A 21,590-nucleotide genomic window follows, 5' to 3' on the forward strand; every position below is an offset into this window, starting at 1 on the left:
GACTGCGCTAAATGCCTCGTCGCGCCCGCCGGGGGAGGGTTCGGCGCGTGAAGTGCCTGTGCGAGGTTATCTGATGCTACGTTACATAATGGCTGTTGCCACATTGGCGGCAACCGTGCTGCCGAGTGCGTCCTACGCTGAGAGGGAAGCTACGGATGCCGATAAGAAAGAACTGGTTACCCGCAATGAATTGCCGGCTCAGAGCTTTCGGGATTATCTGAAATTGTTCCAGCCGCGCAAAGTGGTGGAACCGATCAAAGTATCCTATTCCAAGGATTGGCTGGACCAACAGCCCAAAGCGTCTGGAGATGAAGGCTGGAAATGCCTGTCAGAGGCGCTGTATTTTGAAGCCCGCGGCGAAAGCGTGCGCGGCCAGTTCGCCGTTGCAGAGGTTATCCTGAACCGGGTCAAGAGCAGCCGCTTTCCCGATAGTCTCTGCGGTGTGATCCGTCAGGGGACCGGTAAAAAGTACCAGTGCCAGTTCACCTATACATGTGATGGCCGCAAGGAAGTGATCAACGAGAAGAAAGCCTTTGAGCGTGTCTCAAAAGTCGCCCGCGCGGCGATGGATGGCGTTGCCAAAGAGCTGACTGAAGGGGCGACCCACTATCATACCACTGCGGTCCGCCCGTCCTGGGCGCGGGTTTATAAACAGACGGCGAAGATTGGTGTGCACATCTTCTACCGTCACAACTACCGCACTGCGAGCAATTGAGGCAGGTCTAGCGCTGCGTCTTGAACTCAAGGCGCAGCGTATACCATTGCACGCAGAAAAAGCGTCGAAATCAGCGGTTGGAATGGCGTTTGTATGAATGCTATAGGCCCTCGAACCGCCTAGACTGGGCGAAAGTTTCACCGAGCCCAAGAAGGCCTGACCCATGAGTTCTGAAATCCGCCTCGCTTTTGCGCACCCCTCTGAACGGTCCGAGGCGACCTCGCCCAGAGGGCCTTTGGATCGCATCTCGCTGCGTGATCATACTGTCGAGGTTGAGATCGGTGCCTTTCAGGCCGAACGTGGTACGACACAGCGTATCTGCTTCAATATCGTGGTCGAGGTGCGTCCGCTGACCTCGGATATTGACGATGATGTGGATCGTATCCTGTCCTATGACCGCGTGACCGAAGCGATTGCCTATGAACTGGCGGCCGAGCGTCTGAACCTGTTGGAAACGCTGGCTGAACGCGTGGCCGAACGTATCCTGCTGGAGCCGCAAGCAGTTCGAGTATTTGTTCGGATCGAAAAGCTTGATCGTGGCCCCGGTGCGCTCGGGGTCGAGATAGTGCGCGGCAAGGATGCCGTGCATCACGACGTCGTCGAAGAGGAACGCCCTCATCCACGTCTTGTTTATCTATCGAATGAGGCGATGGCCTCGGATAACCTGACCGGCTGGATCGATCAGTTGGAAAACCGTCAGCGTCCCTTGATCCTGTGTGTCGGGGCCTCGGACCTTCCAGTGCCACAGACGGGTCACGCTATGACACAGCGCCGCATCGACCTGTTGTCGATCGAACAGAACGCGTGGGTTCTGGCCGCGCGCGATCATCGCTGCGTGGTCGTCTCGACCCGGACTGAGCTGGACTGGGCGATGAAGAACGGCCAGATTTGCGTCTGGGCCCCGTCAAAGATCGTTCTGGATGCTGTCGATGGCCCCTCGGCCGCGCCATCCGACGCGGTTGCGCTGGCGGCATGGTTTGCCGCCACCTTTGAGGCCAGCGAGATGATGGTGATCGGAGGCGCATTGCCGAAAGAGCCGAAAACGCCGCTGCGTGCAGTGGCCATTGATCAGGCACAATTGTGAGCCGCTACTACCGACCGCTGGTTCAGCACGGTACGGCTCGTCCGGATGAAGCGGTGCCTCTGGCCGGGCAGTCGCTCTGGTTCACTCATGCCGAAGCGCTTTCACGCGATGGAGCGTCTCAGGTCGTAGCCGCAGCGGATATCCCCGCGGATGTGCTACAGCGCCTCAGCCGCCCGCGCGCTGCCCTGTCCGGTTTGGATATGGCGCGTCCACATATCATGGGCATCCTGAACACAACGCCTGACAGCTTCTCGGACGGTGGCATCCACAGCTCGGTCGAGGCGGCGCAGGCCGGAGCCCTTGAGATGGTCTCACACGGCGCCACGATTCTGGATATCGGCGGAGAATCTACGCGTCCTGGTGCAGATTTCGTCCCAGCAGACGAAGAGATCGCCCGGACCCGCCCGGTGATCGAAGCGATCCGGGCTGAAACGAATTCTTTGATCTCAATCGACACGCGCAAGGCCGTTGTGGCCAAAGCGGCCTGCGAGGCCGGGGCGGGGCTGGTCAATGACGTATCGGGCTTCACGTACGACCCGGAGCTTGCGCCGTTCTGCGCAGGGCTGGGCGCGCCGGTCTGCGTCATGCATATGCAGGGCGATCCCGCGACAATGCAGGACAACCCGGTCTATGAAAACGTCGTGCTGGATGTCTACGATTTTCTGGCCGGTCAGATCGAACGGCTTGAGGCGTTGGGCCTGAACCGGGATCTGATCATCGTCGATGCGGGCATCGGTTTCGGCAAGACCGAGGATCACAATCTGGCCCTGCTGCGTAACTTGAGCCTGTTCCACGGCCTGGGCTGCCCGATTCTACTGGGCGTCTCGCGCAAGGGCTTTATCGGGTCCATCGGGCAGGAGCCGCGAAAGACCGCGCGCGCGCCGGGGTCAATCGCGGTTGCTCTGGACGGATTGTCCCAGGGCGTGCAGATCATTCGGGTCCATGACGTGGCCGAGACCGCTCAGGCCTTGCGCCTATGGGCTGCCGTCCGTTAATCCGGTCACAAGCAGAATTTACGGAGAGTCGACTATGCGCAAGCTGTTCGGAACTGACGGTGTGCGGGGCACAGCCAATACGCATCCGATGACAGCAGAAATGGCCTTGCGCATAGGTGCGGCGGTCGGGCGCTATTTCCGCCGCGACTCGACCGGAGTTCACCGCGTGGTCATCGGCAAGGACACGCGACTGTCTGGCTATATGCTGGAAAACGCGCTGACGGCAGGTTTGACCTCGACCGGCATGAACGTATTGCTGCTGGGTCCGGTGCCGACCCCTGCGGTCGGGCTGATGACCCAATCCATGCGCGCGGATCTGGGGGTTATGATCTCGGCCAGCCACAATCCGGCGGAAGATAACGGCATCAAGTTCTTTGGGCCTGACGGATATAAACTCTCAGACCAGGCCGAGCTTGAGATTGAACGTTTGATCGAAGAAGGCGTCAACCCCGCTCAGGCGCAGAATATCGGGCGTGCCCGCCGGGTTGATGATGCGCGGTTCCGTTATGGCGAGCGGGTCAAATCCTCGCTTCCGCGCGATGTGCGTCTGGATGGTTTGAAAGTGGTGATCGACTGCGCCAATGGTGCGGCTCACCGCACGGCGCCCGAGGTCCTATGGGAGCTTGGCGCCGAAGTCATCCCGATGGGCGTGTCGCCGAACGGCAAGAACATCAATCTCGAATGCGGTTCGACCAAGCCACGCGTTGCTGCGGAAACCGTTGTCTCGCATGGCGCGGATGTTGGTATCTGCCTCGATGGAGATGCGGATCGGGTCATCGTGATTGACGAAAACGGCAAGGTTGCCGATGGCGATCAACTGATGGCCCTGTTGGCCGGGGCGTGGGCCCGCGCCGAGCAACTGCGTGGTGGTGCCTTGGTGGCGACGGTCATGTCCAACCTCGGGTTGGAGCGACATCTCCAAGGGCAGGGCTTGCGGCTGGAGCGGACGGCGGTCGGAGATCGCTATGTTGTGGAGCGGATGCGCCAGGGCGGCTTTAACCTTGGCGGCGAGCAATCCGGCCATATCGTCATGAGCGACTACGCGACAACCGGCGACGGCCTGATGGCTGGGCTACATTTCCTTTCCGAGATGGTTCTGAGCGGACGCAAAGCCTCTGAGCTTGCGCAGCAGTTTGAAACGGTGCCTCAACTGTTGAAGAACGTGCGCTATCAACAGGGTCAATTGCCGCTTGAGGTCGCCAGCGTTCAAGCCGCGATTGCCGATGCCGAAGCGCGCCTGAACGGACAGGGGCGCCTGCTGATCCGCAAGTCAGGAACCGAGCCGTTGATCCGAGTCATGGCTGAATGCGAGGACGCCAACCTGCTGACGCAAGTGGTTGATGGCATTGTGGCCGAGGTCGAGGCAGCGGCGTCCTAGCGGCCCATCAGAGCTTTGCGCAGGCTGAACCACTGGCTGATGGCCATGCCCGTCAGGATCAAGGTCAGTGCGATGTAGAATCGCAGAGGCAGGGCCTCGGACAGGATCCACGCTCCGAAAACCATCGACCATACGGGGACCTGATAGTTCACGAGGGTCAGAAACACCGACCCCGCGCTGCGTGTGATCGAAACGCGCAAGAGGTTTGCCAAGGCTGTGGGCACCAGGCCCAGTACGATCAGCGCCAGAGTGGGGCGGGTTCCTTGCCATTCGGGCAGCCCTTCGGTCATCAGCATGATCGGCAACAACAGCGCCGCGCCCACCAGCAGGGTCAGGGCGGCCAGTGCAACCGGATCAATCGGAGGGCACCGACGCGTCAGGATGGATGAAACCGCGTAACACAAGGCGGCCGTGATGCAGGCCATCTGCGCAAGCGGCTCGGTTCCTTGGCCCAGTTGCAAAAGCCCCGGACCTATCAAGACCAGTGCCCCGGAAAACCCGAGGCACACCCCCAGAAATCGACGCAAGTTAAGCGGTTCGTCCGAGAAGAAATGCGCCAGTGGCAGCACCATCAAGGGGATGGCCGCCATCGACAGGCCCGCAAAGGCCGAAGGCACGAATTGCTGTCCCCAGCTGAGCAGCATGAACGGTATCGCCGTGGACAGCAGGCCAATCAAGATGATCGAGCCGCCAAGCGCCGGAGTGAGGGTTGGAAAACGGCGTCCGGTGATCCGCATCAGCAAAAGCAGCGTCAAAGCGCCAAGCGTAGTGCGGGACGTTGCAACCGTGATCGGGCCATACCCCTCAAGCGCCATGGCAACGACCATGAATGTACCGCCCCAGATGAGACCAAGCGAGAAGACGCCGATCCAATCCTGTTTTGTGGGCTGGGACACCATAGTAGTACCTGTGGCTTAGCGTAAAAAAATTGCCTTTGGTCAGGCGTTTATGGGCTGATATTTAAGTGGGTTCAAATGAAAAAAGGCGGCCATATGGGCCGCCCTTTCGCCGACGGGTGCCGGGCTTAGTTCTTTTCTTTGTCGACCATTTTGCCGGCCGAGATCCAGGGCATCATGGCGCGCAGTTTGGCGCCGGTTTCCTCGATCATGTGCTCGTCATTGGCACGGCGCGACGCTTTGATGGTCGGCTGACCAACGGCATTTTCCAGCATGAAATCACGAACGAATTTACCCTGCTGGATGTCGTTCAAAACCTCTTTCATACGCGCTTTGGTCTCGTCGTATTTCAGGATACGCGGACCGGTGACGTACTGGCCGTACTCAGCCGTGTTCGAGATCGAGTAATCCATGTTGGCGATGCCGCCTTCGTAAATCAGGTCAACGATCAGCTTCACTTCGTGCAGACACTCGAAATAGGCCATCTCGGGCGCGTAGCCCGCTTCGACCAGAGTTTCAAAGCCGCAGCGGATCAGCTCAACCAGGCCACCGCACAGAACAGCTTGTTCGCCGAACAGGTCGGTTTCGCATTCTTCACGGAAGTTGGTCTCGATGATGCCCGAGCGACCGCCACCGATGGCCGAACAGTAGGACAGGCCGATTTCCAGTGCTTTGCCGGTTGCGTCGTTGTTGACGGCAACAAGGCAAGGCACGCCGCCGCCTTTGGTGTATTCGCCGCGTACGGTGTGGCCGGGGCCTTTGGGAGCCATCATGATGACGTCGACGCCTTCTTTCGGCTCGATCAGGCCGAAATGGACGTTCAGCCCGTGAGCGAAGGCAATGGCTGAGCCCGGTTTGATGTTGTCATGCACGTATTTCATGTAGGTTTCAGCCTGCAGTTCGTCGGGCATGGTGAACATGATGACGTCGCACCAGGCTGCCGCTTCGGCGATACCCATGACCTCCAGACCTTCTGCTTCGGCTTTCTTGGCCGAGGGCGAGCCTTCGCGCAGAGCAACAACGAGGTTCTTCGCACCCGAGTCGCGCAGGTTCAGCGCGTGCGCGTGGCCTTGCGAGCCATAGCCCAGGATGGCAACTTTTTTGTCTTTGATCAGGTTGATGTCGCAATCGCGATCGTAATAGACGCGCATTTCGCTGGTCCTTTCTGTTTCGATTGCTGTGCTTTTAGCCTGAGCCTTTGGTATTGGCGATAGGGTTGAGATTGAGTATTTGTAAAAAAGATGAAGAATAATTCTCTGAATTGTGAGAACGTGAAAAAATCATGCTTGATGATATTGATCGGCGGATACTGCGCCATTTTCAGGCGGAGCCAAGCCTGACAACGGCCGAACTTGCCGAACGGTGCCGTATCAGTTCGGGTGTTTGCTGGCGACGGATCGAAAAAATGCAGGCGGCAGGGGTGATCGAAGGCCAAGAGGCCGTGATCGACTGGGCCGCCTTGGGCTACGCCGTCGAGGTCTCGTTGAGGATCACGCTGGACAAGACACAAGCACGCGCGTTTGACGAATTTACTGCGGCCGCGCGCGAGGTTGCCGAGGTAATCGAGATTCAAACCTTCCTTGGCCGCGTGGATGTGCGCCTTTCGGTACTAGCGCGGGATATGGCCCACTATCAGCAGGTCTATCGGGACCGCATTCTGACCCTGCCGCATATTGCCGATATCGAAGCATTGATGCACATCGCGCGCCTCAAACGGGATGAGGTGCTGCCAGTATGATTGAGCTGGATGAAATCGACCGCAAGATCCTCCGCGCACTGGTGCAGGACGCAACCCAAAGCGCCGGCGCGCTTGGGCGTCGTCTGGACCTGTCGCAACCCGCAACGTGGCGGCGCATCCGCCGTTTGGAAGAGGCGGGCGTAATCAAGGGCCGTCGTCTACGCCTGAATGCCGAGGCTTTGGGGTTCGGTGTCACCGTTTTCCTCGGTGTCAAACTGGCCCGCAAGGGGCAGGTGAGCCTTGAGGACTTCGAGCGCGCTGTCAGCGCCATCCCTGAGGTACAAACCGTCGAGCATGTACTGGGGTTATACGACTACCGCCTGCGCGTGGTTGCCCGAGACCTGTCGGATTTCGAACGGGTCCTGCGGCGGCGGATTATGACCCTTCCCGGTGCAGGCGATGTCGAGGCAAATGTCTTGCTCAGCGAAGAACGGTTACCCGGACCAATTGGTTGAACCGGATCAGTACTTGGTGCGAATGCAGAAGCCCGGATGATGCGTCATCCGCGCAAAGGTCAGGGGCTTTTCATCTTTCCAGGTTGTGCGCTCCAATTGAATCATCGACGTGCCCGCGGTGGTGCCCATGAACTCGGCCAATCGGCTGTCGGCTGACACGGCGCAAAATGCGACTTCGGCATCGGTAAACGGTGCTGCATTCAACAGCCATTCGTGCGGGCCATTGTCACTCAGGTCGGCCTGCTCGACTTCGGGGACGGTTTCAAGGTTGATCCAGCGTTCTTCTAACTGAAACGGTCTGTTGTCGGAGTAGTGCATGCAAATGACGTGCAGGATGCGCGCATCTGGCGCCACGCTGAGCTGCGATGCCAGCCAGCCGGGGCTGGTGACAACGTTGCGCTCGACCAGGGCATAGCGATACGCCGCGTTCTGGTTTTCGACCACCTGACGAGTCAAGGAAAACTCCAGCTTGGCATGTTTGCTGGGTTCTTTCTTGACGCGTGTTCCGCTTTTGCGTTTGCGTTCGACGACTCCCTGATCGGCCAGTTCGCGCAGGGCGCGGTTGACGGTCGCGCGGGCGCAATTGAACTCTTCCGCCAGCTGGGTCTCGGTCGGCAGCAATGATCCCTGAGGCCAAATACGGCTTTCGATCCTGCGCTTTACTTCATCTCGAACACTCTGAAAGCTGATCCGCTTATTTGCAGTCACGGGTTTTAATTTCCCTTCGTTTTAAAAGTGTATGCATCTGGGCAGAAGCACGCAGAAGTGTAAAGGGTATGTGATACTAGTTGGCGTCAATACTAAAATAATGGCGTGTTTGAGGGTTAATTTTTTCTGAAAAACAAAGATGACTTTGCGTCACCTTTTCGTCGGAAATGCGCTTTACCCGCAATGATAATGTGTTGAAGGTGCCGTCAACACTGATTGAAAGGACATCAAATGCCCGCCTTGCTGGATTCCATCGACCCAAATGGCCTGGAAGAATTTTCGGTTGTGTTCACGGACCGATCCCTGAATCACATGTCTGCGAGCTTTCAGCAGGTGATGCGCGATATCTCGGGCATGCTGAAGCAGGTCTACAATGCGGATGGCGTTGCCATAATCCCGGGTGGTGGCACCTATGGGATGGAGGCCGTGGCCCGTCAATTTGCCCGTGATGCCAATGTCTTGGTGGTGCGCAACGGGTGGTTTTCCTACCGTTGGAGCCAGATCATCGAAAACGGAGCTCTGACCGGATCAGTCACGGTGATGAAGGCGCGCGAGACTGGCAATGACAGCCCGTCGCCATTTGCGCCCGCAACGATTGACGATGTGGTTGCCGCGATCCGCGAGCAGCGCCCGGATGTGGTGTTTGCCCCGCATGTGGAAACGTCGGCCGGGGTGATTCTACCGGATGACTATGTTTCGGCCATGGCCGCAGCCGCGCATGAGGTCGGCGCGCTGATGGTTCTGGATTGCATCGCGTCTGGCTGCGTTTGGGTCGACATGAAGGCCACCGGCGTCGATGTTTTGATCTCGGCCCCCCAGAAAGGCTGGAGCGCGTCGCCTTGTGCCGGTTTGGTCATGCTGTCCGACCGAGCCGAGGCGCGGTTGCAGGACACTCAGTCCGACAGCTTTGCCATCGACCTCAAGAAATGGCGGCAAATTATGCAGGCCTATGAGGGCGGCGGTCACGCCTATCACGCAACCATGCCAACCGACGCGCTGCGCGCGTTCCGCGATACCATGGCCGAGACGCAGGACTACGGCTTTGAAAAATTGCGTGAGGCGCAATGGGCCTTGGGCAATGGCGTGCGTGCAATGCTTAAGGACAAGGGCATCGTTTCAGTCGCGGCCGAGGGCTTTGGCGCTCCGGGCGTCGTGGTCAGCTATACCGCCGATCCCGAGATCCAGAACGGCAAGAAATTCGCCGCTTTGGGGATGCAGATCGCGGCTGGTGTGCCGCTGCAATGTGATGAGCCTGCCGGTTTCAGCACGTTCCGGTTGGGTCTGTTCGGTCTCGACAAGCTCTATGACGTCGACGGCACGATTGCACGTTTGAAGCGCGTGTTGGATCAAGTTCTGTAAGCCGCTAGGGCCTCAGCGCATGCCAAGGCCCATCTGCATCAACGTTTTGCGCACCGGCGCCATGGAATAAAGTGCGTTGAGGCCCATGGCGCGTGCATCCCTCAGGGGGCGCGCTTCAAGCATCGAGGTGCGGTTCAGAAGGTCGATCCCCTTCACCCGCAGCTCGATCTCGGTATGGCGGGCTTTGTGGTAGGCCTCAAGCATCTGTGCATCGCCCAGAGTGTCGGGCCGGGCCTGTGCAAGGTCCAGCAGGGTTCGCAGATCGCCCAGAGACATGTTTAGACCCTGCGCGCCGATGGGCGGCACGACATGGGCGGCTTCGGCCATCAGGGCAATACGTTCACCCGACAACCGCTCAGCCGATTGGCTGATGATCGGCCAGATCGTGCGGTGTGAGGCCAGCTTCAAAGGTCCAAACAACCCGCAGGAGCGTTCTGTCATCGCGGCCTCAAAAGCATCTGCGTCGAGGTTCAGCAACTCGACCGCGCGCGGACCGCGCTCCATCCAGACAATGGCCGACGATGGCTGACCCTGCCAATCGGGCAAGGGCACCAAGGTGAATGGCCCGCCAGAACGGTGGATCTCGGTCGAGACATTATCATGCGCGATTGGGTGTGTCACCGCAAAGGCCAGGGCCTTTTGACCGTAACGCGTGGTGTGAACGGAAATCCCGGCGGCTTCGCGCATCGGTGAGTTGCGACCGTCTGCGGCGATCACCAGCTTGCAGCGGATACGGCTGCCGTCGCTCAGCCCTACTCGGGCCTCGGCGGTGCGGGTGAACAGGCTAACCGTCGCGGTGCCGGGGCGGAAATCGACATTGGGCAGTTCCGACAGGCGTGCGACCATCTCGCGCCGCAGCAGCCAGTTGGGCAGGTTCCAGCCAAAGGGTTGCTCGGAGATATCCGAGGCGTTGAAATCCCGCACAACGCGCGGTTCGGGAATGTCTCCGCCCGCGTCCACGATCCGCATGACTTGCAGCGGTGCGGCGTGGCTGTCCAGCCGGTCCCACACTCCGCATTGTTCCAGCAAAATGCGGGAGGGTTGCAGAAACGCGGTGGTCCGCAGGTCAGAGCCATCCACGTCGCGTTCCGTGATTGGCGGTGTTGGGTCCACGCACACCACGTTGAACCCGGCGGCGCCGAATGCGGCGGCAGCAGTCAGCCCGGCGATGCCGCCGCCGGAAATCAGGATGTCACAGCTGTCAGTCATGGCGCATTCTCCGTTCCCGGCAAAACCTAGTTCGGTTCATGCGTCTGCGCCAAGCGACATCCTGTCCCGCGTGTTAGCCGCGTGAAATCAGGATGAGGACCAAAAACATCATCGGAACCATCATCAATGCGGGGATGTATAGGCCCGGCAGACCAAACAGCAATGCCGAACAGCCCCACATGCTGACAATCGCAGCGGCGGTATAGCCCAGATCCTCGGGGCGGCCATCGGCTACGTCGCGGGCCATCCAGCCAAAAAGGGGAATTGCAAAGAGAAGGCGCTGCCAAATCGGCAGGCGCTGCGGCATCATTGTCGCGGTCATCGGGGTCTCCGTTCTGTTCGTCGCAGACCGGCATATAGGGATGATTTTGCAGCTGCAGAATATACAGATCGTCGCAGTGTGACAGCCTATCGCAGGCGGGCGAGGAAGGCGGTCAGATCGTCGGTGTGGTGGTGGATATGATCGGCGTCATGCGGGTCGGGTGCGACGTGAACCGTGCGCATTCCCATCTCATGTGGGGCGGCCAAATTGCGCGGATCGTCCTCGAACATTGCGGCCGTTTCAGCCGTGATTCCGTCCTGCGCAAAGATTGCTTCGAACGCGGCCTTTTCGGGTTTAGGACGATATTCGGCATGCTCGACTCCGTAGATAGCATCGAACAGACCATTCAGCCCGCGCGCCTCAAGTACACGCTCCGCATAAGGTGCGCTGCCATTGGTGTAAACGATGCGGCGACCGGGCAGGGCGCGGATATGGTCAGCTAGTTCGGCGTCCGGGTCCATATGGCTCAAGTCGACTTGGTGAACAGCGTGCAGGTAAGGGTCGGGGTCCAGATCATGTTCGGCCATCAAACCGGCTAGAGTGGTTCCGTATTCGCGCCAATAGTGCCCGCGCAGGCGGTCAGCCTCAGCCCGGTCGACGCCGATGGCTTGCACAACGTAATCCGTCATCAACACCTCGATCTGATCGAACAGGCGCATCTGCGGCGGGTAGAGGGTGTTGTCCAGATCGAACACCCATTGCGTGACGTGGCTGAAGGACGGTTTAACCATGCCTTGGGTGTAGGGCGCTGCGGGCGGGTTTTCAATGCCGCACTTGATTGCAGGCGGTCAGGACGGATAGACAGGTTCGAACGAGGAGACCAATCGCCCCATGCCCCAATCCAGACACCCCAGCAAAGACGCGTATACGCTTATACTCGACGCCATTGACGTCGGTATCTACAAGCCCGGAGATCGTCTGGTCGAAAGCGAATTGGCCGAACGGTTCGGTGTATCCCGCACCCCCATTCGCGAGGCGTTGCAACGCCTTGAAACGCAGTCTCTGCTAGAACGGGACGGGCGATCGCTGATTGTGGCCTCCCTGAACCACAACCAAATGGCCGAACTTTACATCGTGCGGCGCGAGTTGGAGGGGTTGGCCGCAAGCCTCGCGGCCAAACATGCGACCGAGGAAGAAATTCGCGTGTTGCAGGAGATGGTCGCCGAGGATGACGCCTTGGTCGATGATCCGGCGGCGCTGTCGCGGGCGAATCGACGTTTTCACGAGCAGATCCATTTGGCCTCACACAACCGCTACCTGGTGCAGCAACTGGACCTTGTGCATCGGACCATGGCGCTAATGGCGACCACGTCTCTGGCGGCGCAAGGGCGCAGTGAAATCGCCCAGAGCGAACATAAGGGCATCGTTGAAGCCATCGCTGCACGGGACGAAGAGGCCGCAGCGAAGGCACTGAAAGAGCATATCTCGGTAGCGTTCATGACCCGTCTGAAACAGGATGCGATCCGGCGCGACGGCTAGACCTCTTGCGGCGGGAGGTCCTCAGAAGCCTGCCCGTGCTGGGTTTTGTCCCAGAAGAACGGTTTGGCGGCCAGTTCCCACAATGCTTTGTAGGCGGCCACGACCCCCAATGGGAAATATAGGATCATCGTTGGCACCCAAGGCAGCAGAAAGCGCCGCTCTTTCGCCCAGACGGCGATGACGCCGATGATGAAGTTCAGCGCTTCTGCGGCCAGAAACAGCCAGATCAGAGTTTTGAAGGTCTGCATCGGGATCACCTGCAGGAACGGGTTCTTCAGCCCCAGGGTGGTCAACCAGAACATCCACAAGACGGGGGCCAGCAGAAACTGCCCAACCGTGCCCATGAAAAACGCCTGAACACCGATGAATTTCAGCGGTCCCAGATCCCGCAGCAGGCGCAGCGGCGCGCGCATATGGACAAGGTAGGTGACCATGAAACCTTTGAGCCAGCGCGAGCGTTGCTTGACCCAGGGCCAGGCGCGAAAGTTGGCCTCTTCATAGGTGGTGGTGTTCACGATCTCGGTCCGGTAGCCGGCGCGGCAGAGGCGCACGCCCAGATCGGCGTCCTCGGTCACGTTGTGGGCGTCCCATCCGCCAAGCTCCAGCAGTTTGTCGCGGCGAAAGAAGAAGGTCGTGCCGCCCAGAGGAACCACGAAACCCAGTTTGGCGATCCCCGGAAGAATAACCCGAAACCAGCTGTTATACTCGATGGTAAAGCAGCGAGAGCGCCAGTTGGTGCGCGGGTTGTAGTAATCAAGCGCGCCTTGCAAGCAGACGACTTCGGGCGCGGCCTGCGTGAAGTGTTCAACGACCCGCTCAATTTGGTCGGGTTGGGGGGCATCTTCGGCATCCCAGACGCCCAGAATATCGCCCCGACAGAAATCCAAAGCATAGTTCATGGCGCGGGGCTTAGTGGTCAGGCCGTTCAGCTCGGGCACTTCGATGGTTCGGATCCAACTGGGCAACTCAACCTTTGACAGCGTGTCCCTCGTGACATCGTCCTTTTCCTCAAGCACCAAAATCACATCCAGCAGCGCTTTGGGGTAGGTCAGGCGTTGAAGGCGCCGGATCAGCGCGCCTGCAATCTCACGTTCTTTGTACAAAGGAACCATGATCGACACGCAGGGCTGCCGCAAAGCGGTCACTGGCGAGGACGAGGCAGTCTTCGGGCGCAGGCTTTGGTGAGCAAAGGCCAAGAGCCCCGAGAACCGCATGACCATGAACAACAGCAGCGACACTACAGCCGCCGTCGCCAAAACGGCCATCCCCGTCAGTGGAAATGAAACGAAAGCCAGCAACGCCATTGCGACAATGCTTGCGCTGCGGGTCCGGCTCCAGGCGGTCCAGGTGCGGCAGCTTTGATCCTCGGTCACGCGGGCCTCGGCGTTTTGGGCCAACTGGTCCGAGAAGATCTGCGCAATCGAGCGGTCGATCTGATCGGCGGCGGAGACAACCGGAACGATGGTCAAATCGCAGCCCGCCATTTCGGCTGACACCGTGGCAAAGCGATCCGGGCGTGCGGTGGCGACAAACAAAAACGGACCGATCCGCAACCACGGGATCACATTGTGCCGCAGCCAGAACTCCATTGGTTTGAGAGTGCTTAACTCTGCCGAAGGCGGGGTTTGTAGCAGATCGGCGATCTGCAGATTGGTTTGCGCGGACAAAGCGGCCAGAACGTCTTTGCGGCTGGCCCAGCCCTCACTCACCAGAATTTCTCCGAGAGGAGCGTTCTGGCGGGCCTGAAGGTCCAACGCGTGATCCAGTTGGTCCTGCGTGATCACCCCGGCATCAACCAGACACGCCCCTAAGGGTTTGCGAAGCTCAGGCGACGGGATCGGATGTGTTGCAGAGATTTGTTGTGCGTTCAAATCAACCATGAAAGAAAAACCCCGACGCCTTTTGTTGGCGTCAGGGTTGAACGACTAAGGTTAACGCGCGGTTAACTCTGATAAACACATGGAATTTTGGTGTTTACGCCTGTGCTTTTGCGTCCGCCATCGCACTGGCAAAACGTTCAAACAGGTAGAAACTGTCCTGCGGTCCGGGGGAGGCCTCGGGGTGGTATTGAACCGAATACACCGGGCGGTCGGTCATGCGGATGCCGCAGTTGGAGCCGTCAAACAACGAACGGTGCGTTTCCACCACGCCGTCGGGCAGTGACTGCGCGTCCACCGCGAATCCGTGGTTCATCGAGGTGATCTCGACCTTGCCGGTTTCCAGATCCTTGACCGGGTGGTTCGCGCCGTGGTGGCCGTGGTTCATCTTGACGGTCTGCCCGCCAAGCGCCAAGGCCAGCATCTGGTGACCAAGGCAAATGCCAAAAACCGGCAGCTTGGTGGTGTCGAGGATCTCCTTGATCATCGGCACGGCATATTCGCCAGTGGCCGCCGGGTCGCCGGGGCCGTTGGACAGGAAGACACCGTCGGGCTCATGGGCCAGAACCTCGGCCGCGGTGGCAGTTGCGGGCAGAACGGTTACATCACATCCGGCCGATGCCAGGCAGCGCAGGATGTTGCGCTTTGCGCCGAAATCAAGGGCGACAACCTTGTGGGCAGGGGCCTCTTGCCGCTGATAGCCGTCGGGCCAGGCCCAACGCATCTCATCCCAGCGGTAACTTTGGGCGCAGGTGACGTCTTTCGCGAGGTCCATCCCTTCAAGCCCCGCAAAGCCGCGCGCAGCGGACACCAGTGCTTCGATATCGAAGTTGCCCTCGGGGTCGTGGGCCAATGCGACGTGCGGCGCACCCTGCTGGCGGATCGCGCGGGTCAGGCGGCGGGTGTCTACGCCACCGATCGCGATACGGCCACGACGCTCCAACCAGCCCTTCAGCTCTTCAGCCGAGCGCCAATTCGATGGCTCAGTCGGGTCCCACTTGACGACCATGCCCGCAGCCACTGGATCACCGGTTTCATCGTCTTCAGGGTTTACACCGACATTGCCGATATGCGGGAAGGTGAAGGTAACGATCTGTCCGGCATATGAGGGGTCGGTCATGATCTCTTGATAACCGGTCATGGCGGTGTTGAAGCACAGCTCGGCCACGGTCTGTCCGGTGGCGCCGAAGCCCATTCCGTAGAACAAAGTTCCGTCGGCCAAAGCCAGACATGCGGTGGGCTTGGACGGGGCGTTCTGGGCCATGGCACAACTCTCCTGCAGGTAAATCGGCGCATACCTAAGGGGGTTATACGTTCGGGTCAAGTCTGATCATTTTTTAGGCTATCGTTGTTTTTCAATAGGTTAGCGGTATTCGCCCCCTGTTGTATCACGCTTTTTGTTTGGATATGTTCGGGGTTCCTTTGTCATGGGGATGGACAAACCATATGGACATGCGATCACGGGTGAATGCCGCCCTGAAGCAAGCGATGAAAGACAAGGCAGCTGAAAGGTTGTCGACTCTGCGGCTGATCAATGCTGCGATCAAGGATCGCGATATTGCCGCGCGCGGCTCGCAAAACGAAGAGGCCAAGGGCTGCGGTGACGCCGAGGTTCTTGAAATTCTTGGTAAAATGACCAAGCAGCGCAAGGAAAGCGCCCGCGCGTATGAAGAGGGCGGACGTCTGGATCTGGCGCAACGGGAATTGCTGGAAGTCTCGGTGATCGAGGAGTTCCTGCCCAAGCAGCTGGATGAAGATGAGGTCTCGAAAGCGATTCAGACTGCTATCACCGCGACCGGGGCGGGCTCGATCCGCGATATGGGCAAGGTGATGGGCGAGCTGAAGACGCGCTACACCGGTCAGATGGATTTCGGCAAGGTCGGACCGATGGTCAAAGACCATTTGTGCGCCGCTTCAAACGGCGACTGCTGAGATTGACCCCCTTTACTGCGCGGCCGGTCCGCGCAGTTTTGCTATCAGGTCGTCATAGAGGGTGATCCGTTCATCCTCGGACAGAAACGCGCCAATCTCGACCTCGCGACCAGCTCCGATCAGGGTCACGTAGTGCGGCACTGGCCCACCGGTTTCGTGCATCTCGGGGCGGGCCCAATACCTGTTGCAAGACCATTCCTGCCGCTGTTTTCCTGGAGACTGATGGACCAGTCGCGCCTGGGAGCCGCTGAGTGTCAAAACCTCGACCGCGCTGCGTGCACGGTAGTTCGTCTGGATCGCGAGCCACAGGCCCAGAACCGTCAGCAACAGGAAGGGCAGCAACCCCCATAGGACAACCGATCCCAGCATGGCCAGAATGGGAATAAGGCCGAACGTGAAGACCGACAGGATCACGATCATCGCGCCGCGCGGGGGCAATGAGTTATGCGGCCAGAGGCGCAATTCCTGTTCGGTGTCCGAGGTATGATTCCATTGATAGGGCATAGTGGAAAACTAGCGCAAAGTTATGTGCTGTCTAAGGCTAAAGATCACACGACGTGGCCAACCCGGACCCAAGACAGCGCATCGTCCAATCTGTCATCGCCCCAGAAAACCTCGCCCCTTACGACTAGGCTGGGTGCGCCGAAAACCCCGAGGCGTTTTGCGTGGTCAGTTTCAGCCTCTAGCGCCGCGACGGCATCGGGGCTGCGCGCGCGGGAAAGGACAAGGCGGGGATCTTGCTGGCACCGCAAAAGGGCCTCTGACAGAGCGGTCTCACTGCCTGCCTCGACACCATCTTCAAACCAGATCCGATAGAGGTTCTGGGTGAAATCCTTGCCCCAACCTTCACTCATCCCGAGTAGGGCGATCTGATTGGCCAGAGGCAGGTCCGAAATGGGGTAGGGTGCAGGTAGCTTGGCATGGATGTGATACTTGGCCGCCCGGCGTTCGATATCACGCCACATATAGGCAGATTTCACCGGCTTGCCGGCAAAGGGTACGTTCTGCTGTTCGGACATCACGCTGCGCACGTTGAACGGACGCCAACGCACTGAGGCGTCGTTCTCAGTGCACCAATCATCAAGGCGCATGACCGTCAGAAAGCTGTATGTGCTGCCGATCGAATACCAAAAGTCAATTTCGGGCATCTGGACCCTCCCCGGATTGCCGGATGAGTTTCCCTTACCAGAATAGCCTATTTTGCCCGATCTGGCGATGTGTTGTTCCAAAAGGTAAGCGCGCAAAGAAAAACCCCGCCGGGATGGCGGGGTTTCTTTGTTTTTCAGTTAGGGGTTAGTGCGCGTGGCCTTTGTCCCAGTCTTCCTGCTTTGGCAGCTGCTCGAACGTGTGTTCGGGCGGCGGGGTCGGCAGGGTCCATTCCAGCGTATCCGCGTACTCGTTCCACGGGTTCGGACGTGTTTCCTTTGCGCCGCGGAAGAGGGCGTAGAATACGATGCCGAAGAACAGCAGGAACGAAGCGAAGGACACGAATGCACCGATCGACGACACGAAGTTCCACTGAGCGAAAGCCTCAGGGTAGTCGATATAGCGGCGCGGCATGCCCTGGCGGCCCAGGAAGTGCTGCGGGAAGAAGGTCAGGTTGGCGCCGATGAAGAACATCCAAAAGTGAACCTTTCCCCAGAACTCCGAGTACTGACGACCGGTCATCTTCGAGAAGTAGAAGTAGACGCCAGCGAAGATCGCGAAGACGGCACCCAGGCTCATCACATAGTGGAAGTGCGCCACCACGTAGTAGGTGTCGTGATAGGCACGGTCGATACCAGCCTGCGACAGAACCACACCGGTTACACCGCCAACGGTGAACAGGAACAGGAAGCCGAAGGCAAACAGCATCGGTGTCTTGAACTCGATCGAGCCACCCCACATGGTCGCGATCCACGAGAAGACCTTAACACCGGTTGGAACCGCGATGACCATCGTGGCCAGCATGAAGTAGGCCTGCTGACGCAGCGACATGCCAACGGTGTACATGTGGTGCGCCCAAACGACGAAGCCCAGCACACCAATCGCGATGATTGCCCAGACCATCGGCAGGTAACCGAAGATCGGCTTGCGTGCAAAGGTCGCAATCACGTGGCTGATGATGCCGAAGCCGGGCAGGATCACGATGTACACTTCCGGATGGCCGAAGAACCATAGGATGTGCTGATACAGGATCGGGTCACCGCCACCGGCCGGATCAAAGAACGTAAAGCCAAAGTTACGGTCCATCAGCAGCATGGTGATCGCGCCAGCCAGAACGGGCAGCGACAGCAGAATCAGCCACGAGGTGACGAAGATCGACCAGCTGAACAGCGGCACCTTGAACAGGGTCATGCCCGGGGCACGCATGTTCAGGAAGGTTGTTATCATGTTGATAGCGCCCAGAATCGATGACGCGCCCGAAACGTGAACGGCGAAGATCGCGAGGTCCATGGACATGCCGCCCTCGGTCGTGGACAACGGCGGGTAGAGAACCCAGCCCACGCCTGAACCCAATTGGTCGTTACCGCCGGGGCTGAGCAGTGAGGCCACACCCAGAGAGGTACCAGCGACGTACAGCCAGAAGGACAGGTTGTTCATCCGCGGAAACGCCATATCTGGCGCGCCGATCTGCAACGGCATGAAATAGTTACCAAATCCGCCGAACAGGGCGGGAATGACAACGAAGAACATCATCAGAACACCGTGATAGGTAATCATCACGTTCCACAGATGGCCGTTGGGTGTACATGGATCGGCCATGAAGCCTTCCAGGCACATGTACTGAACACCGGGGTGCATCAGCTCAAGCCGCATGTAAACGGTCATTGCCACCGAGATGAACCCGGCGATAGCCGAGAAGATCAGGTAGAGAATCCCGATGTCCTTGTGGTTGGTCGACATGAACCAGCGCTGAAAGAACGAGCGCTCGTCTTCATGATCGTGGCCATGAATGGCTGCGTCTGCCATTTTAGGTGCCTCCTGTTGCAACTACGCCGCGCAACCAGACCTCTCCGGTGCGCGGGATTACTGCTGGTTTTAGATTGCGTTGAGGTTGCCTTCAATGGCCGAGTTTGATCTGGATCAAGAATAATTGTCGCGGGCAAAGCGCTGCGCCGCGAATTCAGATCATCGATGGGTCGAATCTGGCTATTTCATTCCTTCTTTCAAGAGGTCGCGCAGGTTCGTTGGCCTGAATCGGCCGAGTTCCGCCTTGACCGACGCACGTTCGAACCGCAGAACTCCTTTGAACCCATTGCAAATTCAGAGGCCCGACATGTCAGCATATGATCCGGACAATATTTTCGCCAAAATCCTGCGCGGCGAAATCCCCTCGACCCGCGTATACGAAGATGATGAGACGCTGGCATTCATGGACATCATGCCCCGCACCGATGGTCATCTGCTGGTCATCCCGAAAACCCCATGCCGCAACGTGTTGGACGCCACGCCCGAGCAGTTGAATGCCGTTATGGCAACCGTTCAGAAACTGGCACGTGCTGCCAAGCAGGCGTTCGACGCCGGTGGGGTGACGATTCAGCAATTCAACGAAGCCGCAGGCGGGCAGGAGGTCTTCCACCTACATTTTCACATTCTGCCTCGACATGAAGGTGAACCCCTGCGCGCGCCCGGCACGATGGGGGATTTCGAAGCAATCGCCAAACACGCCGAGCAAATCAAGGCCGCGCTTTAGGCTTTGGCGATGCGTGAATTCGGGTATCGGGCCGTCCGAACTGCCTTAAACATAGCCCGGAAACGAAATTGCCGTTCCGATTTGGGGTCGGAACGGCAGACTCGTACTCATACACATTACGGGTCACCGGAGCAGATCCGGGTTACCGGTTAACATACCACTCACTCAAGACTGGTAGGACAATGTTACTCTTTAACCGGGCGAATGTATGCCGGTTTAATGGAATTTGGTTAAGCTTTTACTTAAATGGCCACAATTGCTGTCGAATATTGCAGGGTTGAAATGACCGATAGCTGCAGCTTGGAAACAGAGGGGCGCGTGCGCAGGGATTGTACGTGGATTTTGCCGCCTAGGCGATTCGATCAAGGCATTTAATGCGCAAGGCTCAGGACGCATAGCCAATGGAAAAAGAGTGCGGCGAACGCAGTTGCGGACACGAAGACTTTGGGGCGCTTGATGTACCTTATTGCCACGCGCTGCCAGTCCTTTAGCCTGCCAAACAAGATCGGTTTTCGAGGCATACGCAACAACCTTCTTGGCACGCAAGCGGTCGTCTTTTGCAAAAGGTGAAAAACTAAGGCGCGTCAATGGTGATCCGTCAAAGACGGACGCAAAGCTACTTTTCAGTTGCAAAGAATAGTCGCGGCATTGAGGGAAAGCGGCCAAGCTATTGTTCTTGTTGGTGCGGTCGAGAAGACTCGAACTTCCACGGGAGTTACCCCACAGCGACCTCAAGTAAACCGCGTGTAAACATTCCGTCTAACGCACTGAAAACTTGGTGTCTTTGACCGCGTGACCTTCTTGGGTTCTTCGCACAGTTAGGTACTGCGAGTACGACTGTTACTGTAACGGAATCCGAGGGGTCAACCCATACATGTAAGGGTGAGTCAGATTGACTCAGGTCCCGATTGCCAAATTGGGAGTTCAACTATCTGTGAGAAAAGAACTTCCATGTCATCAATATTTGGCGACAAAGCCATCGAAACAACTAGCCATTTCCAAAAACAGATGACATACAGGCGCGACTTGGGTAACGCACCAATAAACTGAGAACTCCGAATGATAGACAAAGGGTTAAGTGCCCTATTGAGGCAACAAACCGGCGTCGGCAAACGATCTGACGCGCTCAAACCGTTAGCTTGGTTGATCGGATTGCTGGTAACCCTTTTAATCGGCCTCACATTTAACAAAGCAGACACTAAGATTATTTGGTTCGTCAGCGCGATACTTGCTGCCGCAATTATCTTCTACGGATTTGCTTACACCTTTCTTTTAGTTCGCAACCCAGACGCGCTGCGGTCTGAACAGTTTGCCATTCAAAAGCTTGCGCTGGAACAGGGCATTTACGGTGACAACCTTGTAGGTGAGATCTCCCCAAAAGGAAGAAAAGCAAACATAATTGACGTTTCAAGTGATGAACAACCGCCAGCGAGTGTTATCGAGGACAGCGAAACATGAGAAAATTTGCTGTTGCAGTGGATGGTCTGACCGAAGCGGAACAAACTGATTTCCTTAGTTTTTGCAAGGAAAACAACTTGGGTTGGTGGCATTGGATAGATAACTTTTGGTTGCTTGCAGACCCATCGGAAGAGCTTTCCGTACAAGGAATACGCGATCAGATTGGCGCGATCACCGGAGGGAAAATCTGCGTCGTACTGGCAGTTCGAGAAGCTGGTTCATGGGCGGGAACAGCAAGTTCGGGGCAAGGGTCAAAAATGTTTTCTTGGCTTCGGCAAAACTGGTTCAATAGCGAGAAAAAGTAGCGTC

General features: G+C 58.1%; 23 protein-coding genes. 12 read left to right on the forward strand and 11 right to left on the reverse strand.

Annotated features, from left to right (window positions below):
* Positions 1-73 precede the first annotated feature (73 nt).
* The 4 genes from ACR0JF_RS05160 (at position 74) to glmM (ending at position 4,172) form a co-directional block, all read left to right on the forward strand.
* Entirely contained in the window at positions 74-715 is a 642-nt protein-coding gene (locus ACR0JF_RS05160; protein WP_170660440.1) for a cell wall hydrolase, read from the forward strand.
* 163 nt (positions 716-878) lie between these two features.
* The gene (locus ACR0JF_RS05165) at positions 879-1,799 is read left to right on the forward strand and encodes a dihydroneopterin aldolase (RefSeq protein ID WP_170470064.1); all 921 of its coding nucleotides are present in this window, start codon (positions 879-881) and stop codon (positions 1,797-1,799) included.
* The gene (gene folP / locus ACR0JF_RS05170; protein ID WP_170660439.1) at positions 1,796-2,794 is read left to right on the forward strand and encodes a dihydropteroate synthase; all 999 of its coding nucleotides are present in this window, start codon (positions 1,796-1,798) and stop codon (positions 2,792-2,794) included. Before ACR0JF_RS05165 ends, folP begins: the two co-directional genes overlap by 4 nt.
* Before the next feature lie 34 nt (positions 2,795-2,828).
* Positions 2,829-4,172 carry a phosphoglucosamine mutase gene (gene glmM / locus ACR0JF_RS05175; RefSeq protein ID WP_170660438.1) on the forward strand — a complete coding sequence of 448 codons (1,344 nt, stop codon included), beginning with the start codon at positions 2,829-2,831 and terminating at the stop codon, positions 4,170-4,172.
* Here the strand turns inward: glmM and ACR0JF_RS05180 are convergent.
* Together ACR0JF_RS05180 and ilvC are read right to left on the reverse strand one after the other, a co-directional pair.
* Complete coding sequence (locus ACR0JF_RS05180) at positions 4,169-5,071, reverse strand: DMT family transporter (RefSeq protein ID WP_170660437.1); 903 nt, start codon at positions 5,069-5,071, stop codon at positions 4,169-4,171. The two genes, glmM and ACR0JF_RS05180, sit on opposite strands and share 4 nt — an antisense overlap.
* 125 nt (positions 5,072-5,196) lie before the next feature.
* On the reverse strand, positions 5,197-6,219 hold the full coding sequence (ilvC, locus tag ACR0JF_RS05185) for a ketol-acid reductoisomerase (RefSeq protein ID WP_170660436.1): 1,023 nt from the start codon (positions 6,217-6,219) through the stop codon (positions 5,197-5,199).
* Positions 6,220-6,350: 131 nt separating this feature from the next.
* Here ilvC and ACR0JF_RS05190 point away from each other — a divergent pair, with 131 nt between their 5' ends.
* Together ACR0JF_RS05190 and ACR0JF_RS05195 are read left to right on the forward strand one after the other, a co-directional pair.
* Positions 6,351-6,806 carry an Lrp/AsnC family transcriptional regulator gene (locus tag ACR0JF_RS05190; protein WP_170660435.1) on the forward strand — a complete coding sequence of 152 codons (456 nt, stop codon included), beginning with the start codon at positions 6,351-6,353 and terminating at the stop codon, positions 6,804-6,806.
* Positions 6,803-7,261 (forward strand): Lrp/AsnC family transcriptional regulator, encoded by a 459-nt coding sequence (locus ACR0JF_RS05195; protein ID WP_170376412.1) that lies wholly within the window; start codon positions 6,803-6,805, stop codon positions 7,259-7,261. Before ACR0JF_RS05190 ends, ACR0JF_RS05195 begins: the two co-directional genes overlap by 4 nt.
* A 6-nt stretch (positions 7,262-7,267) precedes the next feature.
* Here ACR0JF_RS05195 and ACR0JF_RS05200 read toward each other — a convergent pair whose 3' ends face one another.
* Positions 7,268-7,969, reverse strand: a complete 702-nt coding sequence (locus ACR0JF_RS05200; RefSeq protein WP_170470049.1) for a GntR family transcriptional regulator — start codon at positions 7,967-7,969, stop codon at positions 7,268-7,270.
* 231 nt (positions 7,970-8,200) lie between these two features.
* Here ACR0JF_RS05200 and ACR0JF_RS05205 point away from each other — a divergent pair, with 231 nt between their 5' ends.
* Positions 8,201-9,328, forward strand: a complete 1,128-nt coding sequence (locus tag ACR0JF_RS05205; RefSeq protein WP_170660434.1) for an aminotransferase class V-fold PLP-dependent enzyme — start codon at positions 8,201-8,203, stop codon at positions 9,326-9,328.
* 12 nt (positions 9,329-9,340) lie between these two features.
* Here the strand turns inward: ACR0JF_RS05205 and ACR0JF_RS05210 are convergent, their stop codons facing one another.
* The 3 genes from ACR0JF_RS05210 to ACR0JF_RS05220 all read right to left on the reverse strand — a co-directional run bounded on the left by ACR0JF_RS05210 (position 9,341) and on the right by ACR0JF_RS05220 (position 11,590).
* Complete coding sequence (locus tag ACR0JF_RS05210) at positions 9,341-10,537, reverse strand: UbiH/UbiF family hydroxylase (RefSeq protein WP_170660433.1); 1,197 nt, start codon at positions 10,535-10,537, stop codon at positions 9,341-9,343.
* 73 nt (positions 10,538-10,610) lie between these two features.
* Entirely contained in the window at positions 10,611-10,859 is a 249-nt protein-coding gene (locus ACR0JF_RS05215; protein WP_170660432.1) for a hypothetical protein, read from the reverse strand.
* A gap of 86 nt (positions 10,860-10,945) precedes the next feature.
* Complete coding sequence (locus ACR0JF_RS05220) at positions 10,946-11,590, reverse strand: pyrimidine 5'-nucleotidase (RefSeq protein WP_170660431.1); 645 nt, start codon at positions 11,588-11,590, stop codon at positions 10,946-10,948.
* Between the two features lie 100 nt (positions 11,591-11,690).
* On the opposite strand from ACR0JF_RS05220, the gene ACR0JF_RS05225 reads away from it, so the two are divergent.
* Entirely contained in the window at positions 11,691-12,338 is a 648-nt protein-coding gene (locus ACR0JF_RS05225; protein WP_170376422.1) for a GntR family transcriptional regulator, read from the forward strand.
* Here ACR0JF_RS05225 and ACR0JF_RS05230 read toward each other — a convergent pair.
* Positions 12,335-14,218, reverse strand: a complete 1,884-nt coding sequence (locus tag ACR0JF_RS05230) for a glycosyltransferase (protein WP_170660430.1) — start codon at positions 14,216-14,218, stop codon at positions 12,335-12,337. The genes ACR0JF_RS05225 and ACR0JF_RS05230 overlap by 4 nt on opposite strands.
* Positions 14,219-14,312: 94 nt before the next feature.
* The gene (gene carA / locus ACR0JF_RS05235; RefSeq protein ID WP_170660429.1) at positions 14,313-15,479 is read right to left on the reverse strand and encodes a glutamine-hydrolyzing carbamoyl-phosphate synthase small subunit; all 1,167 of its coding nucleotides are present in this window, start codon (positions 15,477-15,479) and stop codon (positions 14,313-14,315) included.
* A 182-nt stretch (positions 15,480-15,661) separates the two neighbouring features.
* Between carA and ACR0JF_RS05240 the strand changes: the two genes are divergently transcribed.
* On the forward strand, positions 15,662-16,147 hold the full coding sequence (locus ACR0JF_RS05240) for a GatB/YqeY domain-containing protein (protein WP_170660428.1): 486 nt from the start codon (positions 15,662-15,664) through the stop codon (positions 16,145-16,147).
* Between the two features lie 12 nt (positions 16,148-16,159).
* Here ACR0JF_RS05240 and ACR0JF_RS05245 read toward each other — a convergent pair whose 3' ends face one another.
* From ACR0JF_RS05245 to ctaD, 3 genes are all read right to left on the reverse strand, one after another.
* On the reverse strand, positions 16,160-16,651 hold the full coding sequence (locus ACR0JF_RS05245; RefSeq protein ID WP_170457932.1) for a DUF2244 domain-containing protein: 492 nt from the start codon (positions 16,649-16,651) through the stop codon (positions 16,160-16,162).
* A 44-nt stretch (positions 16,652-16,695) separates the two neighbouring features.
* A complete protein-coding gene (locus ACR0JF_RS05250) occupies positions 16,696-17,295 on the reverse strand; it encodes a 2-hydroxychromene-2-carboxylate isomerase (protein ID WP_170660427.1) in 600 nt (199 codons plus the stop codon).
* A gap of 145 nt (positions 17,296-17,440) precedes the next feature.
* Positions 17,441-19,099 carry a cytochrome c oxidase subunit I gene (gene ctaD, locus ACR0JF_RS05255; protein WP_170470015.1) on the reverse strand — a complete coding sequence of 553 codons (1,659 nt, stop codon included), beginning with the start codon at positions 19,097-19,099 and terminating at the stop codon, positions 17,441-17,443.
* A gap of 307 nt (positions 19,100-19,406) precedes the next feature.
* Here ctaD and ACR0JF_RS05260 point away from each other — a divergent pair, with 307 nt between their 5' ends.
* The 3 genes from ACR0JF_RS05260 (at position 19,407) to ACR0JF_RS05270 (ending at position 21,586) form a co-directional block, all read left to right on the forward strand.
* A complete protein-coding gene (locus tag ACR0JF_RS05260) occupies positions 19,407-19,823 on the forward strand; it encodes an HIT family protein (protein WP_170376449.1) in 417 nt (138 codons plus the stop codon).
* 1,059 nt (positions 19,824-20,882) lie between these two features.
* On the forward strand, positions 20,883-21,281 hold the full coding sequence (locus ACR0JF_RS05265) for a hypothetical protein (protein ID WP_480610687.1): 399 nt from the start codon (positions 20,883-20,885) through the stop codon (positions 21,279-21,281).
* Positions 21,278-21,586 (forward strand): hypothetical protein, encoded by a 309-nt coding sequence (locus tag ACR0JF_RS05270; protein WP_480610684.1) that lies wholly within the window; start codon positions 21,278-21,280, stop codon positions 21,584-21,586. The genes ACR0JF_RS05265 and ACR0JF_RS05270 overlap by 4 nt, the downstream gene beginning before the upstream one ends.
* Positions 21,587-21,590: the final 4 nt, after the last annotated feature.

It is taken from the genome of Ruegeria sp. BG11 (genome assembly GCF_056538565.1).

Coding starts and splice junctions, on each gene's coding strand:
- ctaD (WP_170470015.1), bottom strand. CDS start 19,099: ATGGCAGACGCAGCCATTCATGGCCACGATCATGAAGACGAGCGCTCG.
- ACR0JF_RS05210 (WP_170660433.1), bottom strand. CDS start 10,537: ATGACTGACAGCTGTGACATCCTGATTTCCGGCGGCGGCATCGCCGGG.
- ACR0JF_RS05160 (WP_170660440.1), top strand. CDS start 74: ATGCTACGTTACATAATGGCTGTTGCCACATTGGCGGCAACCGTGCTG.
- ACR0JF_RS05270 (WP_480610684.1), top strand. CDS start 21,278: ATGAGAAAATTTGCTGTTGCAGTGGATGGTCTGACCGAAGCGGAACAA.
- ACR0JF_RS05215 (WP_170660432.1), bottom strand. CDS start 10,859: ATGACCGCGACAATGATGCCGCAGCGCCTGCCGATTTGGCAGCGCCTT.
- ACR0JF_RS05240 (WP_170660428.1), top strand. CDS start 15,662: ATGGACATGCGATCACGGGTGAATGCCGCCCTGAAGCAAGCGATGAAA.
- ACR0JF_RS05165 (WP_170470064.1), top strand. CDS start 879: ATGAGTTCTGAAATCCGCCTCGCTTTTGCGCACCCCTCTGAACGGTCC.
- ACR0JF_RS05265 (WP_480610687.1), top strand. CDS start 20,883: ATGATAGACAAAGGGTTAAGTGCCCTATTGAGGCAACAAACCGGCGTC.
- ACR0JF_RS05220 (WP_170660431.1), bottom strand. CDS start 11,590: ATGGTTAAACCGTCCTTCAGCCACGTCACGCAATGGGTGTTCGATCTG.
- ACR0JF_RS05180 (WP_170660437.1), bottom strand. CDS start 5,071: ATGGTGTCCCAGCCCACAAAACAGGATTGGATCGGCGTCTTCTCGCTT.
- ACR0JF_RS05195 (WP_170376412.1), top strand. CDS start 6,803: ATGATTGAGCTGGATGAAATCGACCGCAAGATCCTCCGCGCACTGGTG.
- ACR0JF_RS05260 (WP_170376449.1), top strand. CDS start 19,407: ATGTCAGCATATGATCCGGACAATATTTTCGCCAAAATCCTGCGCGGC.
- ilvC (WP_170660436.1), bottom strand. CDS start 6,219: ATGCGCGTCTATTACGATCGCGATTGCGACATCAACCTGATCAAAGAC.
- ACR0JF_RS05230 (WP_170660430.1), bottom strand. CDS start 14,218: ATGGTTGATTTGAACGCACAACAAATCTCTGCAACACATCCGATCCCG.
- glmM (WP_170660438.1), top strand. CDS start 2,829: ATGCGCAAGCTGTTCGGAACTGACGGTGTGCGGGGCACAGCCAATACG.
- ACR0JF_RS05250 (WP_170660427.1), bottom strand. CDS start 17,295: ATGCCCGAAATTGACTTTTGGTATTCGATCGGCAGCACATACAGCTTT.
- ACR0JF_RS05225 (WP_170376422.1), top strand. CDS start 11,691: ATGCCCCAATCCAGACACCCCAGCAAAGACGCGTATACGCTTATACTC.
- ACR0JF_RS05245 (WP_170457932.1), bottom strand. CDS start 16,651: ATGCCCTATCAATGGAATCATACCTCGGACACCGAACAGGAATTGCGC.
- ACR0JF_RS05190 (WP_170660435.1), top strand. CDS start 6,351: ATGCTTGATGATATTGATCGGCGGATACTGCGCCATTTTCAGGCGGAG.
- ACR0JF_RS05205 (WP_170660434.1), top strand. CDS start 8,201: ATGCCCGCCTTGCTGGATTCCATCGACCCAAATGGCCTGGAAGAATTT.
- carA (WP_170660429.1), bottom strand. CDS start 15,479: ATGGCCCAGAACGCCCCGTCCAAGCCCACCGCATGTCTGGCTTTGGCC.